The sequence below is a fragment of the Mucilaginibacter pocheonensis genome (assembly GCF_031456535.1).
Lineage (GTDB): Bacteria > Bacteroidota > Bacteroidia > Sphingobacteriales > Sphingobacteriaceae > Mucilaginibacter > Mucilaginibacter pocheonensis.
In genome coordinates, this window is record NZ_JAVDUU010000004.1 from 416,103 (window position 1) to 431,423 (window position 15,321).

Sequence of the window (15,321 nt, forward strand, 5' to 3'; positions counted from 1 at the left end):
CCGGGACATCAAATGATGCCCCGGTTATAATGAATTCTATTCTAAATATTAGAACGTAAATTTAGTCCAGCTGGCAACCCAGTTACCAGAGCCTGAGGTTAAAGCACCTCTCGTTCCGCTGGCCAGGAAGTTTAGTGTACCAGAGTTAAAGAAAGGCTGGCTCATACCCCAGGTAGGAGCAGCAGCTGCGGTTGAGGTTAATAAACCTACAGATGTAAATGAACCGGTTGTACCTAATACTGCAGTTGCAGCGGTAAAGCCATGAACAGAAACATTAGTTAATGTTGACAACGTAGCGTTTGCGTCAGCATCAAATACGATACCTGAAGGATAACCAGTAAATAAAGAATTGCTTATTGCAACCTCAGTACCACGACGGTTACGGAAACCATATTTAAATCCTGGCGCAGTAATAGCCGGGCTTAAAGTAGCTGCCGAAGTACCTACTACGCTGAAATTAGCTAATGTTGGGTGAGTTTTAGGCAATAAGCTAAATGTTGCGTCTTCAGCCGGTGCATTGTTGTCAGATTCAATACCGTTTGAATCGCTGCTACCACTGCTGCTGCTATGGGTTGAATAAGCGTCTGCTACCGCGATGGCATATTGGATAGAACCGGTAAAGCCATTGTCAAAATCAAACTGATCGTCGTCATTTGCAAATGAAATCAGGTATTTAGGGCTTACTTTACCACCAAAAAATTCAAATCCGTCATCAAGACCGCGAGATGCCTGTATATGATCGATAACGGTGCCGCTACCTACACCGCCAAGGGTTAATGAATTCACTTCAACATTTGGAGCTAACACATAACCAGCATATTCAATACGGGCATATTTTAAAGTACCGCTGTTGTCAGCGTCATTTGTACCGCCATAGTGAAATTTAGGATCATCAGCTAAACCTTCAATTAATTTATCGCCTACGTTGATTTTAGCGTTCCCTAAAATGATAACACCGCCAAAATCGCCAGGTTTTCCGACTGTGCTTGCGTTACCATCTAACAAATAACGGCTGGTAAATACGATAGGACTGGTGGCTGTACCAACAGCATTAATTTTAGCACCTTTGGCAATTACTAACACACCATTTTGAACACCCGCAGTATTTACTGTTGATTTGATGAAAGTACCGGCGTTGATGGTCAGGGTAGCGCCGCTTCTTACGGTAACCACACCACTGATTTCCCAAACATGGCTGGCATCCCAGGTAGTATTTGCTGTAATGTCGCCACTAACGGTTGTTACCGGCAATGATGAAGCGCTGTAATCAGCAGCTGAAGTGCTGCGGTTATCAAATGCAGTGTCATTATTGGCTTCTTTTTTACAAGATGTTACTAAAATTCCTGCAGCCAGGCATAGTGTAACTAAAGATATTTTTTTCATTTTGTTTTTTTTGTTTTTCAGGGAGGCGATATATTTTTTAACCCCCGGTTATTCGGTTTACTTGGAATTATTTGTAACTCAGGATAATAGCATCTCATCTTTTTAAGATTAGATGGAAGCTATTTTCAGACCTACTTTTTTTATTATCTTTACAAACGAACAAAATTCACCTGTATCGATCTTCTGGCTAAGCCCTGGGCTTAGTAACAGGCATCCTTCAGGATTTTTTATATTACTCTCAGGTTTATCCTGGTTGTGCCGATAGCGAGCAAGCTTAGTCGGTTTTTAAACGAAGGGTTGTTGAGCACCCTTCGTTTTACTTTTATAGCACAGCAGGATTTTATTTTTTCCTCCATTTTTTAATTGTCTAACCATTATATAGCTACATTCATGATGTATTCTGTTATTAAAAATTATAGGTAAGTGAGGTGCTGTAGGTCCGGCCAAATTTCTGCCGAAACATGATCTGATCGCCTTTTTCGTATTTATTGGTAAACCCAGATTTCAAGCGGAACGCAATACTCCGGTCAGGACCCCGATAATCAGGATTTTGTTCATAACTGCCGGTGTTACGATAAAAGGTAGATTCATTATTAGTAATGTTTCCTGCATTAAATTTAATCTCTACCCTATTTTTCAGCAGCTTATAACTGATCTGTATATCCAACTGCTCCCGGGGCCTTTCGTATTCAATATCTACCGGACTATCACTAACAATGTAGGTTTTATAACCAGACCGGTTATATGTCGCGTTAAAGCCCAGATGATTACCGGTATATTGCAGGCCGGCATTGAAAAGATAAGGAGACTGCCCATACATTGGCCGCTTCTGTTTAGTAGAGATCTCCAGGTTTGGTTTGCCGGCTTCGGGATTGGTTATCGAATAGGTACTTTGTACTGAGGATTTTTGCAAGGTTAAATTACCATAAGCCGTCAGGTCCTTTAAAATACCTTCGCCGGCTATAAAGCCAAAATTTTTACGCAATTCAAATTCCAGCCCGTATACTTTTGCCCAATCAGCGCTTCTGAGATAATAATTTAAATTACCGTTCACCAAAACGATAGTTAATTCCGTAGGTTTATCGAAGCGCTTATAAAAACCTCCTATAGAAATAATTTCGCCCAGGCCGGGAAACCATTCTGTTTTAAGATCATAGCTGTTGATACGGGTACTGAAAAGCCCCTGATTACCAAACTGGCCACCGAGGTAAGGGCTGTACCTGAAAAACCTACTGTTATCAAGTAACTCCGGCCGTACCACACTGCTGGAAACAGCGGCCCGTATATTTAAACTTTGTATCGGGCTATAAGTAAGGTTTGCCGAGGGCAGCCATTGCCAGCGTGGGTCGGGTTTTAATTTAAATTCAGAAGCATTGATGTTTGATCCGTTTTTGATCTCGGCATATTTATAATACTCGCCGCGTAATCCCCAAACTAAACGGAGTTTGTCAGAAATCCGGTTATCGAACATGACATAACCGGCATGTGTTTGACTTTTACCTTCGTAATTATCCAGAAAGTACGGAGATATGCCGTAATAATACTTATCATAAGCGATGTTTTGCCGGGCAATCATTTGACCTACCGGGATGTATTTCAAGCTATCAGGAATCTTAGCACTCACTGTTAAAGCGGCGATCTGCCAGTCAAATCCAGCCTTCTTATGAATGCCGAAATACCCGGTTTTTATACTACTGCGAATACCTGCAACGGTAAAAGGCATGGTGCCCGACAGATTCCAGGAGTAATGGTTTTCCTTATTTTCATAACTATGACGGGATGTGGGTGAAATTTGAGGCGTATTGTTAATAGTTGCCCTGTAAAAATACTCGTAATTATTACCTATTAATTGAGGACCGCTTTCGGCAATAACCAGATCCTTTTCTTTACGTTTTATCGAAGTTCTGGCAACATCCCATTCTATTTTTACCTTTCCCAACTGGTGCTGTCCGCTCATTTTATTTTGCAATAGATCAGTAAAGGTGGGATCATCAGTTTCCTGGATCCGGTTGGGTGGCGTAGTAAAAGTACTTACATCAGTGGTAAAACCGCTTATCCTAACCAATGAATTATCGTAAACGTGAGTGTAAGTATTACGGAAACTAAAGCGGTTTTGCCCCAATTGCAGTCCTGTGTTAAACAAAGCGCCCCATGTTGTATTAAAATTATAGGCCGCTCCCTGGTTATCAGGTGCATTAAGGTTCCAGTCGCTCCTGTTCTGGTTATGAATAATATTGATGGTTTGCGTATTGCGATAGCTTATGGCTCCTGTAAACCCCAGCTTGTTATTATTGGTAGTATCCAGTGTAAGTAAACGGCCAATGGTAAACTGATAGTTTTGGGAAGGGGCTGTTTTATATTTATAAATTGTTAGGTTATCATTTGTAAACCTGCGGCTTTGGTCTGTTACCTTTTTTTGATATGCCGCATCAGAAAGCGCAATGTTAGGAGCCGTAGTTCTGTCGGTATGTACCAGGTTATCCGGATAATCTCTCCGGCCATCGTCAAAACCCAGGTAATCATATTTTCCGCGTTTGTGGCTCAGAAAATCTTTACCGGTACTTTGGTCATTATATGCTGCGCCGGCTGTAAAACTCATAAAGTTTTCATTCGGGATATCTTTAGTATTAACCTGGATGAGGCCGCCACCAAAACTGGCATTCATATCTGGGGTAACCGTTTTACTTACAACCACGTTATCCACCAAACTTGAGGGGATCATATCAAAAGAAAAGTTACGACTCTGCGCTTCGGTGCTTGGCAGTATCGTTCCATCCATCATGGCAGTATTATAACGTTCACCAATACCCCTAACCAATACAAACTTATTGTCAATTGTACTTACCCCGCTGATCCTTTTTAAGCTTTCGCCAATATTTTTATCTGGTGTACGGGCAAGTTGTTCGGCACTGATACCGTTACTGATCTCAGAGGCATTTTTCTGCCGGATAAGCAGTCCTTCAACTGACGCCTTGCGGTAGCTGGCTGTTACAACTACTTCTTTTAGGGCTGAGCTGGCCGGTTTTAAAGCAATGTTTAATGGGGTATTCTTATTCTCCGTTACCGCCACCCCACTGATGCGTGTTATTTGATAGGAAATATAAGTGATTTCCAGTGTGTATGTACCCGGGGGTACACTTAATGTATATTCGCCGTCTACACTTGTTTGCGTGCCATTTCCGGTTTCAATTATTCTGACAGATGCCCCGGGAAGCGTCTCCCCTTTTTCATCGAATACTTTGCCACTGATCTTACCTGTTTTTACAGGTGCAGGCAATTTATACAAGAGCACGGTATGCTGATTTGCAAATCTGAACCCCACACCAGTGCCGCTCAGCATCTGTTTTAATACCTGGGTAAGGGTTACATCTTTTACGTCGATATTGATGCGGCGGCTTTCATTAAAAATTGATTTGTTATAATTTATAACGCAACGGGCCTTGTTTTCCAATACAGAAAGCCCTTCAGGGATACTTACCGCCATTAACTTCAGGCTGATGTTATCAGGAGCGCTTACCTGATTAAAGGATGAGCCAAAAGTATTGGCGGAAACATGGCAAAATAAAAAGAACATGCACAGGATTGCCCTGCAGCTAAATCTGGAAAAATGCTTATTTACTTTTTTGTAAAAGCTTATATTCATAAGTTTACTTCGATTTTTAATTTTCACGAGTTAAAAAACTATTTCTTTGAAACCGTTCTGTTGGCGCAGGGCGGTTTCTTATTATCAATTACTATTTCTTTTTTGCAAGTTTTGGTATGCAGTGTCCTTCTTTGTTTTAGCACGCAGTTAAATTTTTATTCACAAGCCTCCCCCCATAAGACTATTTTTGTTTTGTTTTCATTGATTTTGTACTTGATATGACCACTGCTCATAATGCTTATTTGTTTCATAACATCGTTGATATTAATGTCAGAAAAAGTGGCATTGAACCGGCATGCGCTTAGTTCAGAGGATTTCACTTCGAAATGAACATTGTAATACCGTTCAAGCTTTGTAAGGATTGAGCCTAAATTTTCATCGTGAAACACAAAACGATTGTTTGTCCAGCTATCCGCCTCGTTAACCTGCCCGGCGTTGATCCTGAACTTGCCATTACCCTTGTTATAAGCTATCTTCATGCCCGGTGTTAAAAATGAAAGCGTTTTGCGTACCCCGGGGGCTATTTCGGCTACACCTACTTTACCCGTTCGTACCGTTACAGTGAATACTTTATCTTCCGGATATGCGTAAATATTAAATGAAGTGCCCAAAACCTGTGTTTCTATCTTTCCTGACAGGATAACAAAAGGACGGTTGGCATCATGTTTCACCTCGAAAAAGGCCTCGCCCTCGAGAGTGATGTTTCGAACTTTCCCTTTTTCAAAACCTTCGGGCCAGGAAATCTTGCTCCGGCTGCCCAGGTAAACAACAGAGCTGTCCGGCAGCAGCATTTTCACTTTTTCACCGGGTGCTGTTGTTTTACTGATAAGTGCTATCGTTTTCTCAATTTCCGGTTGTTTTTTCCGGCTGGCTTCATATACAAACACGGCCGAGCACACCATAATTAACGAGGCTGCATATTTAAGCAATTGGTATCGCCGAAGCGTTTTTTGCTTCTTATGGTAAATCTTTGTCCATAACTGTTCCAATCCTTCAGTTGCTTCAACAGAATTATCCTTTATCAATGGTTCCCGCTCCCAGGTTTCGCTCATAAGATCGGACAGTTCCTGTTCTGCGTTTTTATTATTGTTTAGGTAGTGAAACAAAATGGCGTTCTGACGGGAATTAGTTTTACCCTCCAGGTACATTTTAAACAATCTTCTGATTTCCTCTTTATGTTTCACTTTATGATTTTCAATATTTTAATAACTTATATATGTATAATAAGACCGGGGAGGGCTTAACAGCTATATAAGGAGGTAATATATTTTTGAATTGAGGCTAAATATCTTATAATCAGCACAATAATTTATATTTTTAAAAGATTGAACACAGTGATACAGCAAACCAATATGTATTTACTGATATTCATATTTGTTATGATGATAAGGTGTGTTCCTGGCCTCCGGTAAAATATCAAAGGACACTAAAAATGGGTAAGTATGACCCGGGGGCCTCAAACTACCCACAACATGGGAGATGTGTTGTAATGCTTAAAACAACAATTGCCCTTTCGGGCAAAATACAAGCAGTAATCAGGAAAATAAACCACACCGGTCAACCGATTTCGGGAAAAGATATCAGCATCAATAACAAAAAAGGCAGAACTGTATCCGGAGATAAGTACCTGATCCTGGTCCGGATATGAGTTAAGGATTTTTTAATGTGATTGCTTACCGTATTTTTTGATAGTCCCATCTGCCTGGAGATATCCTCATGCGAACAACCATCTTCCCTGCTTAATAAATAGGCCACTTTTGCTTGCGGAGAAAGTGTTTCAATTGCATTCATGGCTATCTGGCGGCATTCTGTAAAATCCATATAACTTTCCGTTGAATTAAAAGCAGGTTCTTCGGCATTTGCCGTCCGGTAAACAGACATTCTGGTCTGTTTTTTTAATGCATCAAAAAAATTACTGCGGACCATACTGAACAGGTATGCCTCAAAATTTTTGTCCGGATCAATTTTCATCCGGTTTTCCCATAAACGTACAAATACATCCTGGGTCAGCTCATTGGCTTCCTCAGAACAACGTACGAAACGGTAGGCAAAACTATATACTTTTCTTCTGTATAGTTTGTAAATTTCACCGAAAGCATTGGTATCCCCGGTTTGGGTAAGGCCTAAAAGCTCCTTAATAGATAAGTTGTCCAAATGTTTCATACTGCAGGATGTTAAGCACTGCAAGTTAAGGGGGTAATTTGAAGTTAATGTTAAGGATAAGAGAAGCTTTATTGGTTCACCGGTGAGTGATCACAGTGCTTGCAGAAGCAAGTATTGCACGCGAGTCGGCAAGTATTGCCTGGGCGGCAAAACCTCCTTTGCCTGATGGTTTCAGTTGCCTTGTCTGCACGATACTCTTACCGGAAATTTTATCAAGCGCGGCCTTAACCAGGGGGTCTTCCCATGTACCAAAAGATTGCAGAGGAAGATTATCAAATTCTACAATCTTAATATCGGGATCTATTCCGCCGCTGTAGCCCCCACTTCCAGCTGCGTTAAAGAGCTTGTAAACAATTGGATGCATTTCCCATTCCACTTGTTTAGGAACCCTGGCATCTGCGATTTTAAAGGACGCTTCATCTTTACCCCGCGTTCTTTCACCGATCAGTACTACCTGTATATAAGGTTTTAAATTGTTGACCATTACTTCCGAAGCCGACGCAGTCGCGCCTGTTGCTAAAATAAATATTCGTTTTAAGTTCAGGTTGGATTGTAAGAGTGCATTAAAATTTAAGGTATGGTCAAAAGAGGCTGCGTCTCCTAAAGACTCGGACCTTGTACCCCCGTTTTTATTCCCCTTATAGGTAATAAACGGGGTATTGTAGGTCATTCCGGATGCTATCATGGCGCAAACTCCCGCGGCTTCAGCAACCTGTCCCCCTGAGTTATAGCGGAGGTCAAGAATAAGCTCGGTTACAGCGGCATTTTTAAACCCCATAAAAATATTGTAGAGGGATGCGGCCAACCCCGGACTGAAATCATATATGTAAAGATAGGCTGTTTTGGAGCCGCCGTTATCAATAATACTGCTTACAGCAGGTTGTTCAAAAGTAAACCCTGCTGTTAACCCCACAGAGCCAGTATCTTTTAATTCATTTCCGCTCAGCTCTGCCAGCGTAATGGTAACCTGGGTCCCTGAAAGTAGTTCCTGTTGTAAAGCCGCGGCATTTTCCTGGGTTATGGCTTTGCCATTAATTTTGCTGATATAGTCACCCCGTTTTAACCCCGACCGGGATGCGGGTGAATCATTTAAAACCAGTTTAACCACTCCAAAAACTAAACCTGTATTTTTTTCTTTGATAGTGGTATAATCAAACCCGTATTGACTTCTGTTGGTGATACTAACTGTAGACGGATCACCCGGTAACAGGATATAGGAAAAACGATCACTAGCATTTCGCATGGCAGAAAAAAAATCCTGCGGAGCGCGATCAAGGGCAGGATTGGCTGGCAAGCCATCGCTCCAGTAGTAATAACGTCTCAAGCTATCAAGTGTCCAGGTGTTTACATTCTCATTACTTCCGGGCGGATAGTTAGGGGCAGGCTTGTCTTTTTTACAGGAACTTTGTAAAATTGATATAGACATCAGGCAAATCAAAATATAGCGGCTTTGCTTGCAGAAGTTAAAAAATGGCTGCATAATACTATGGAAGTATATTTGTCTGCCGGTAAATATACTTTTCCATTGTTAATAGATGATTAATTTTCAGGCATTATCAATAGTTGCAATCATGTAGAAAGTTTTTTTAGTTATGCAGCGGTTCTCGGTTCCGAAGGGCTCTCCCTGTCCGTCAACAAGGTCATTTATTGTGACCGGTTGTTCCGTGGGATTGGATTCATGAAGCATGGCAATTCGCTGCGATGTGATTCCAAGCCCCATCGGTTTGTGGTTTGAATCAGCTTTGGCAGACAAGGCATTCGCTTTTCCCGTCCAACACCATTATCATTTATGCTGATATATAAAAAATTGGCTTCCCTGAACACTCCGATATCCAACCGGCCCTTTTCTTCGCTGTGCATTAACCCATGCCATACGGAATTTTCAGCGTAGGGCTGTATAATAAGAGGGGGCACCTTTAAGAGCGCCACATCAAGTTCCTGCTGAATGACAATCCTGTAAGAAAAATGATCGTCAAAGCGAAGTGCCTCCAGGCTCAGATATAATTCGAGTGATTCCAGTTCCTCTTCGAGGGTGATCAGTTTATTTTGCGAATTTTGCAAGATCATTCGCACGAGCCTGGAAAACTTGGTGAGATATCCGGAAGCCTGGGATTTGTTGTTTCGAAGAATAAAACGATTGATGGAATTCAGCGAATTGAAGATAAAATGGGGGTTCATCTGGGTCCTGAGTACCATCATCTCCAGGTCGGTCAATTGTTTTTTAGTTTTCAGCCGCTGAATATGCAGTTCATTTTCAGCGAGTTCGCGCAGCTGTTTCTCACTGCTCTTTTTTAGCAAAATGTTCCTGACCACGACAATCCCGATTACTCCGAGCGCCAATATGCCGATAAAAAGGAACTTACGCTGCTGTGAGGTTTGTTTCAGTTCTTCCGTTGCAATTGCTGCTGTTTGTTTAAAAGATCAATCTTGAGTTGGTCCTGTTCGCGTTCATGGGCGGTTTTATAAAATGCGAGTTTCCTGGCAGAATTGTCAATAGCTATCTGGTTATTAAGTGTTGTATATTTTTTAAGGTTTTCAAAAGCATCTTTGTTATTCCCTAAGCTATCATATAGCTGGTATAGTAAATAATTGGCATCCCTGATGTATTGTCTTGCTCCCGATTGCCCGGCATGCCTTATTAACTCCAGGGTTGTCGTTACTGCTAAGTCTGTCTGGCCTGTTTGCTTGTACGTTCTTCCTAATTCGAGCAATACCCGCATTATCCAGTTACGGTTATTTTCGGCTCTGAAATCTTTGAGCGCAGCAGTTAAATAAGATAACGCCTTATCATTAAAGGGGTCGCGGCTGATCCATTGCAGTTTAAAAGCCAGCGTGGTCATCTTGCGTAAGCGGATCAGGTGTTTCATCACACCATTGTTATTGAGCGGCTGGTAATGACCTGCAGGTTTATAGTTCCGCAAAAAAGTTTCAAAGTCAATAATGAACTTGTAATCGATATCCTTGACGCGGATGTCCGTTGTCTTGTATTTAGCGACCAGGAATTTTTCCAGATATCGCCGCGTTACCGCATAATGTTTGAGGGTACTCCAGGTCAGCGCCGCCGACGCGGTTTCGTTATGGTAATCCATCAACGCGCTCAGGTTATAGGTTTCCCCGGTATCTTCTCCCAGGAAGCAGGCTTTAAGCAACAGGGGCGTAATTTCCTTGCCCTCCAGCCGCAATTGCTGATAATAGGTAGTGATCGTAAATTTGACCTCATCCAGATAAGCGTTGGTTTCCTGAGCTTCAGGGGCCTTTGGTTTAAGGCCGCCATGCCCCTTGTTCCAATGTTCTACCCGGACTTGTCTCTTGAGTGCAAAGAGGGTTTTGTCTTTATTGACGGTAATAACCACATAAATGCTGGCAATTCCTTCCTTTGCCCTTTCCTTTTTGACGGTGAAGTGTACACCAAATGACTGCGCTGTTCTCATTTTTAACAGTTTTAAATGAATAAATGAATAATTACAGTTTGAATTCGCTAATTTTTACTCAACGGTTATGCGCTACTTTCAGTATTTTTTAGTCCTTTTGAGTGCACAATTTACTGAATTAAGTATCTGAAAAACAAATTATTAGCTCACAAAAGCGAACAAAAATAAAAAGCGAAATCCGTTGGTCGTTTTACTCGTTTAAGTGGTGTATTCAGAAGGATTGAAGAGGATCACTAAAAAATAAAAAACCCTGTAAATCAGCAGATTACAGGGTTATCATTTTGGCAGAATTGCCGTTTTGTGCGCCCACCTGGGCTCGAACCAGGGACCAAAAGATTATGAGTCTTCTACTCTAACCAACTGAGCTATAGGCGCTGGTTATTTGTGTTTGTTTAACGGGTGCAATTTTACATATTTGCCGTCAAATTACAAAACGCTTTTTATGGAAAACATCAAAAATATCATATTCGACTACGGTAATGTCATATTCAGTCTCGATTTTTTAAAGACGGAACAGGCTTGGAAACAACTGGGTATCAATAATGCCGCTGAGTTTTTTGGGCATAAACAACAGGACAAAATTTTTGACAAATTTGATCGTGGAGAAATTACCGCCGACGAATTTCGTGCCTATATCCGACAAAAAACAGGCAATCCGATGTTAACAAATACCCAAATTGATACCGCATGGAACAGTATGCTGCTTGGAATTGAACCGGGCAATCATGAATTACTTATCAATCTGAAAGGTAAGTATCGCACCTTTCTACTGAGTAATATCAACGCTATTCATTATGATCATATTATGGCTTACCTAAAATTGGAATTTGCATATAATGGAAATGACCATATTTTTGAAAAAACATATTACTCGCACCTGGTAGGGAAACGCAAGCCCGAACCTGAAATTTTTGAACTGGTATTAAATGAGAATAACCTTGAGCCAGCCCAAACACTATTTATCGATGATAGTCCGCAGCATTTGGCTACCGCTCAGAAATTGGGCATACAAACCTTTTTAATGACAGCCCCCGATACTTTGCAGCAGTTTTTTAAAAGAGAAAAGCTATAGCAGGTTTATAGCTTTTAGTTAACTAATTGGAATTAAAGGATTGTTTCGACCTTCTCTTTCTTTCTTTTACAATTAAACTCAGCTCCCGGCTCATTTGCCCCGCAATAGCTGTATTTTCCTGCGCCCTTCTAAATAAATAAGGCAATACCGCTTTAATAGGGCCATACGGAACATACTTAGCTACATTGTACCGGGCATCGGCAAGATTAAAGCTTAGGTTATCGCTCATCCCCAATAATTGTGAAAAATAAACATGCGGATGTTTATGATCTATTTGCTTGGCATCCAAAAGCTCAGCTAATAAACGGGAGCTTTCTTCATTATGGGTACCTGCAATAAAAGCTATCTTATCAATATGGGTAGTACAATAATCAAGTGCAGAATCATAATCCAGGTCAGTGGCCTTTTTATCCGGCTGTATCGGTGTTGGATAACCGTTTTCCTCAGCGCGTTTACGTTCCTTTTCCATATAAGCACCGCGTACAATCTTTGCTCCCAGGATAAACCCTTCACTTATCGCTATTTCATGATCGCTTAATAATGACGCCAATTTATCATGCCTGTACATTTGGTAAGTATTATATACAATTGCTCTCTTTGTGTTATACCGGCTCATCATGGTCAAAGCTAAAAGATCAATGGTTTCCTGTATCCAGCTTTCTTCAGCATCAATCATTACTGGCACATTACTGTTATAAGCCTTATCACAAATGGCCAATACCCTGTTTTGTACCCTTTGCCATTCTTTTTCTTCCTCAGCGGTAAGTGGCAGCTTTGCGTCGAGTTTTTCTAATAATGCAAAACGGCCAACGCCTGTTACTTTAAAAACGGTGATGGGAACAGCGTCATCATTCGCTGCTCGTACTATGGTCCGGATGATCTCATCACGGGTGCTGTCAAAAACAGCTTCATCATCTTCTCCCTCTATGGAATAATCTAATATAGTGCCCACCCCTCCGCTCTGCAGATTTTTTATAGTGTTGTTGCACTCGCTAATTGTTTCGCCGCCACAAAAGTGTTTAAATATGGTTGCCTTTATCAAGCTTTTAATTGGTAAACCTATTTTAATGGCAAAGTTGGTTACCGGCGGACCGATCTTTACTAAAAAGTTTATATTTATGATCCTGAATAACCAGTATGCCCGGTTAAGATCAGCGTTAGACGAGTGACGAAAAGCGATTTCTGTATTTTCAAAAGAGAGCTTAGCGTGTTTTGAATTATTGTTCGTTTCGTTAGAAAGCATCTGCAAAATTATAAAATGATATTTCATTATTCCATGAATAGTTTATTTTTGCCACTCCATGATAGAATTTAAATTAACAGGCGACTATATACAGCTGATACAATTGTTAAAAGCTACCAACCTGGTATCAACCGGTGGCGAGGCTCAAATAGTTGTAAGTGAGGGCGAAGTGACCTATAATGGCCAGATCGATTACCGTAAACGCCTCAAAGTAAAACGCGGTGACCTGGTTGAATTTAGGGGCAACAAAATCATGGTGATTTAAAATTATGGACACTATTCAAAGCGATAATTACCCTATTTATTTCAATAATAGCATTGATGAACTGGTTAACTTTATTAAAAAAGGCAATTATTCACGATTCTTTATTTTAACTGACGAAAATACCGGCATCCATTGTTTACCTATCGTAAAGAGTAAAATAGATGGTTTGGGTGATTATGACCTTATTGAAATAAATGCAGGAGAAGAAAGCAAAGATATTGATTTTTGCATCGGCGTATGGAAAATGCTTATTGACTTTGGTGCCGACCGTAAAAGCTTACTTATAAACCTGGGCGGCGGCGTTGTAACAGATCTGGGTGGTTTTGCCGCATCAACCTTTAAAAGGGGGATTGATTTTGTACATGTACCCACTACCCTGCTGTCACAGGTTGACGCATCAGTGGGTGGCAAAACAGGTATTGACATTGATAGCATTAAAAACATCATAGGTACGTTTACCCAGCCAAAGGCTGTATTTATTGAGTACGATTTTTTAAAGACCTTACCGCCAAGACAAATTCTTTCGGGCTTAGCCGAAATGTTGAAGCATGGCCTCATTGCCGACAGCAATTACTGGGAACAACTTAAATCAAGCGATTTAAAAACCCCTTCGGCTCAGTTGGTTCACCGGTCTGTAGAGATAAAGAATACTATAACCATTGAGGATCCTAAAGAAAAAGGTATCAGGAAGGCCTTAAACTTTGGTCATACTATTGGTCATGCCATTGAAACCAATTCATTAATAAATGACCATGACCCATTGTCGCATGGCGAAGCGATAGCCATCGGCATGATTTGCGAATCTTATCTCGCTCATAAAAAAACAGGCTTAAGTGCCGGCGAGCTAAAGGAGATAACCAGTGTATTTAGTGATCTGTATCAAAGATATACTATAGCTGAATCAAGTTTTGACACCTTGTTCACTATTATGCAAAAGGATAAAAAAAATCAGGACGGACAAATAAATTGCACGTTACTGACGCGCATTGGTCAATGCAATATTGACAATATCTGCACAGAAGCCGAACTTCGTGAAAGTTTAATATATTACATTAATTTGTAAGATGCCTAATTTAGATTCCAGGAACAAGGCGGCACTTGTGCTGATGGGTTTATTGGTAGTGCTAACCCTGGTAGAAATGGGGCTAAGCTACTGGGAAAACCGCAAATACTATGAAAAGCGCGATACGCTGAATAATATCTACCTTACCTCACTTGCAATACTTACTAACCTTACTGTTAAATTAAGCACATTTGTTATACTTAGTTTCACATACCAATTCAGGCTTTTTCAAATTCATAATGTATACCTGTACTGGTTTGTGTTGGTTGTAATTCAGGATTTTTTATATTGGGTTTTGCACTATACCGGGCATTATTGCAGATTCTTTTGGGCTATGCATGTAACCCATCATTCATCCGAGCTTTTTAATTTTACAACCGGCTTCCGTTCAACTGTGTTTGAGCCATTTTATCGGGTGTTCTTTTACCTGCCTCTGGCTCTGATGGGGTTTACCGCGTTGGATATCCTTTACGCCTACCTTATCACCCAGCTTTATGGCAACCTTGTACATACTCAATATAAGATTCCCTTACCCAGGTGGTATGGATGGCTGTTTGTAACCCCTTCGCATCATCGTGTACATCACGCATCAAACATTCCTTATCTTGATAAAAACATGGGAATGGTACTCATTATATGGGACAGGTTGTTCGGAACCTTCAGGGACGAGGATCTGCCGGAACCGGTTAAATATGGTCTTACAAAGCAACCCGAGGATATGGGGCCGGTAAACATCGTCTTTCATGAATGGAAAGCATTATTGCATGACGTTAAGCATGCCCCGGGCGTTAAAAACAAGATCAGGTATCTATTTAATCCACCGGGATGGAGCCATGACGGAAGTACACAAACGGCCCGGACCATGCAGCGTGAGTACAAAAAACAGCTTTTAAGCAAATAAAATTTGGTTAGCCAAAGTTATTTTACAAAAAATAAAATTTTCTATTGACAAATCCATTTTTAGCCGTACATTTACAACGTAATAAAGAACAAATGAAATTCACAAGCGCATATTACTTCGGTTACTACTTTTACTTTAACAGTGAGAGCCGGGACTA

At 40.9% G+C, this 15,321-nt stretch carries 12 protein-coding genes and 1 tRNA gene; 4 read left to right on the plus strand and 9 right to left on the minus strand.

All coding sequences use genetic code 11. The features are described from left to right. Positions 1 to 48: 48 nt before the first annotated feature. The 8 genes from J2W55_RS20000 to J2W55_RS20035 all read right to left on the minus strand — a co-directional run bounded on the left by J2W55_RS20000 (position 49) and on the right by J2W55_RS20035 (position 10,995). On the minus strand, positions 49 to 1,383 hold the full coding sequence (locus J2W55_RS20000; protein ID WP_310099945.1) for a beta-helix domain-containing protein: 1,335 nt from the start codon (positions 1,381 to 1,383) through the stop codon (positions 49 to 51). A gap of 406 nt (positions 1,384 to 1,789) precedes the next feature. After that, a complete protein-coding gene (locus J2W55_RS20005; protein WP_310099948.1) occupies positions 1,790 to 5,026 on the minus strand; it encodes a TonB-dependent receptor domain-containing protein in 3,237 nt (1,078 codons plus the stop codon). A 155-nt stretch (positions 5,027 to 5,181) separates the two neighbouring features. After that, a complete protein-coding gene (locus J2W55_RS20010) occupies positions 5,182 to 6,210 on the minus strand; it encodes a FecR family protein (RefSeq protein WP_310099951.1) in 1,029 nt (342 codons plus the stop codon). A 373-nt stretch (positions 6,211 to 6,583) separates the two neighbouring features. Next, entirely contained in the window at positions 6,584 to 7,189 is a 606-nt protein-coding gene (locus tag J2W55_RS20015) for an RNA polymerase sigma-70 factor (RefSeq protein ID WP_310099954.1), read from the minus strand. Between the two features lie 76 nt (positions 7,190 to 7,265). Continuing rightward, the gene (locus tag J2W55_RS20020) at positions 7,266 to 8,615 is read right to left on the minus strand and encodes a S41 family peptidase (RefSeq protein ID WP_310099957.1); all 1,350 of its coding nucleotides are present in this window, start codon (positions 8,613 to 8,615) and stop codon (positions 7,266 to 7,268) included. Positions 8,616 to 8,833: 218 nt separating this feature from the next. Continuing rightward, entirely contained in the window at positions 8,834 to 9,529 is a 696-nt protein-coding gene (locus J2W55_RS20025) for a sensor histidine kinase (protein ID WP_310099960.1), read from the minus strand. Between the two features lie 41 nt (positions 9,530 to 9,570). Further along, positions 9,571 to 10,620: a phage integrase SAM-like domain-containing protein gene (locus J2W55_RS20030; RefSeq protein WP_310099963.1), complete on the minus strand. Its 1,050-nt coding sequence runs from the start codon at positions 10,618 to 10,620 to the stop codon at positions 9,571 to 9,573. A gap of 301 nt (positions 10,621 to 10,921) precedes the next feature. Further along, positions 10,922 to 10,995: transfer RNA gene (locus J2W55_RS20035), tRNA-Ile, on the minus strand. 67 nt (positions 10,996 to 11,062) lie between these two features. Between J2W55_RS20035 and J2W55_RS20040 the strand changes: the two genes are divergently transcribed. Continuing rightward, a complete protein-coding gene (locus tag J2W55_RS20040) occupies positions 11,063 to 11,692 on the plus strand; it encodes an HAD family hydrolase (protein WP_310099966.1) in 630 nt (209 codons plus the stop codon). Between the two features lie 22 nt (positions 11,693 to 11,714). On the opposite strand, the gene J2W55_RS20045 is transcribed toward J2W55_RS20040, so the two are convergent. Further along, on the minus strand, positions 11,715 to 12,935 hold the full coding sequence (locus J2W55_RS20045) for a proline dehydrogenase family protein (protein ID WP_310099969.1): 1,221 nt from the start codon (positions 12,933 to 12,935) through the stop codon (positions 11,715 to 11,717). A gap of 58 nt (positions 12,936 to 12,993) precedes the next feature. Between J2W55_RS20045 and J2W55_RS20050 the strand changes: the two genes are divergently transcribed. The 3 genes from J2W55_RS20050 to J2W55_RS20060 are packed head-to-tail and all read left to right on the plus strand — an operon-like array spanning position 12,994 to position 15,164. After that, positions 12,994 to 13,200 (plus strand): RNA-binding S4 domain-containing protein, encoded by a 207-nt coding sequence (locus tag J2W55_RS20050; RefSeq protein WP_310099972.1) that lies wholly within the window; start codon positions 12,994 to 12,996, stop codon positions 13,198 to 13,200. Between the two features lie 4 nt (positions 13,201 to 13,204). Further along, positions 13,205 to 14,263, plus strand: coding sequence for a 3-dehydroquinate synthase (gene aroB / locus J2W55_RS20055; protein WP_310099974.1), 1,059 nt, complete (start codon positions 13,205 to 13,207; stop codon positions 14,261 to 14,263). Position 14,264: 1 nt separating this feature from the next. Continuing rightward, on the plus strand, positions 14,265 to 15,164 hold the full coding sequence (locus J2W55_RS20060; protein WP_310099977.1) for a sterol desaturase family protein: 900 nt from the start codon (positions 14,265 to 14,267) through the stop codon (positions 15,162 to 15,164). Positions 15,165 to 15,321 lie beyond the last annotated feature (157 nt).

Excerpts from the sequence above, each read along its gene's own strand:
- J2W55_RS20000 (WP_310099945.1), bottom strand. The coding sequence starts at position 1,383 with ATGAAAAAAATATCTTTAGTTACACTATGCCTGGCTGCAGGAATTTTA.
- J2W55_RS20005 (WP_310099948.1), bottom strand. The coding sequence starts at position 5,026 with ATGAATATAAGCTTTTACAAAAAAGTAAATAAGCATTTTTCCAGATTT.
- J2W55_RS20015 (WP_310099954.1), bottom strand. The coding sequence starts at position 7,189 with ATGAAACATTTGGACAACTTATCTATTAAGGAGCTTTTAGGCCTTACC.
- J2W55_RS20020 (WP_310099957.1), bottom strand. The coding sequence starts at position 8,615 with ATGTCTATATCAATTTTACAAAGTTCCTGTAAAAAAGACAAGCCTGCC.
- J2W55_RS20030 (WP_310099963.1), bottom strand. The coding sequence starts at position 10,620 with ATGAGAACAGCGCAGTCATTTGGTGTACACTTCACCGTCAAAAAGGAA.
- J2W55_RS20040 (WP_310099966.1), top strand. The coding sequence starts at position 11,063 with ATGGAAAACATCAAAAATATCATATTCGACTACGGTAATGTCATATTC.
- J2W55_RS20045 (WP_310099969.1), bottom strand. The coding sequence starts at position 12,935 with ATGCTTTCTAACGAAACGAACAATAATTCAAAACACGCTAAGCTCTCT.
- J2W55_RS20050 (WP_310099972.1), top strand. The coding sequence starts at position 12,994 with ATGATAGAATTTAAATTAACAGGCGACTATATACAGCTGATACAATTG.
- aroB (WP_310099974.1), top strand. The coding sequence starts at position 13,205 with ATGGACACTATTCAAAGCGATAATTACCCTATTTATTTCAATAATAGC.
- J2W55_RS20060 (WP_310099977.1), top strand. The coding sequence starts at position 14,265 with ATGCCTAATTTAGATTCCAGGAACAAGGCGGCACTTGTGCTGATGGGT.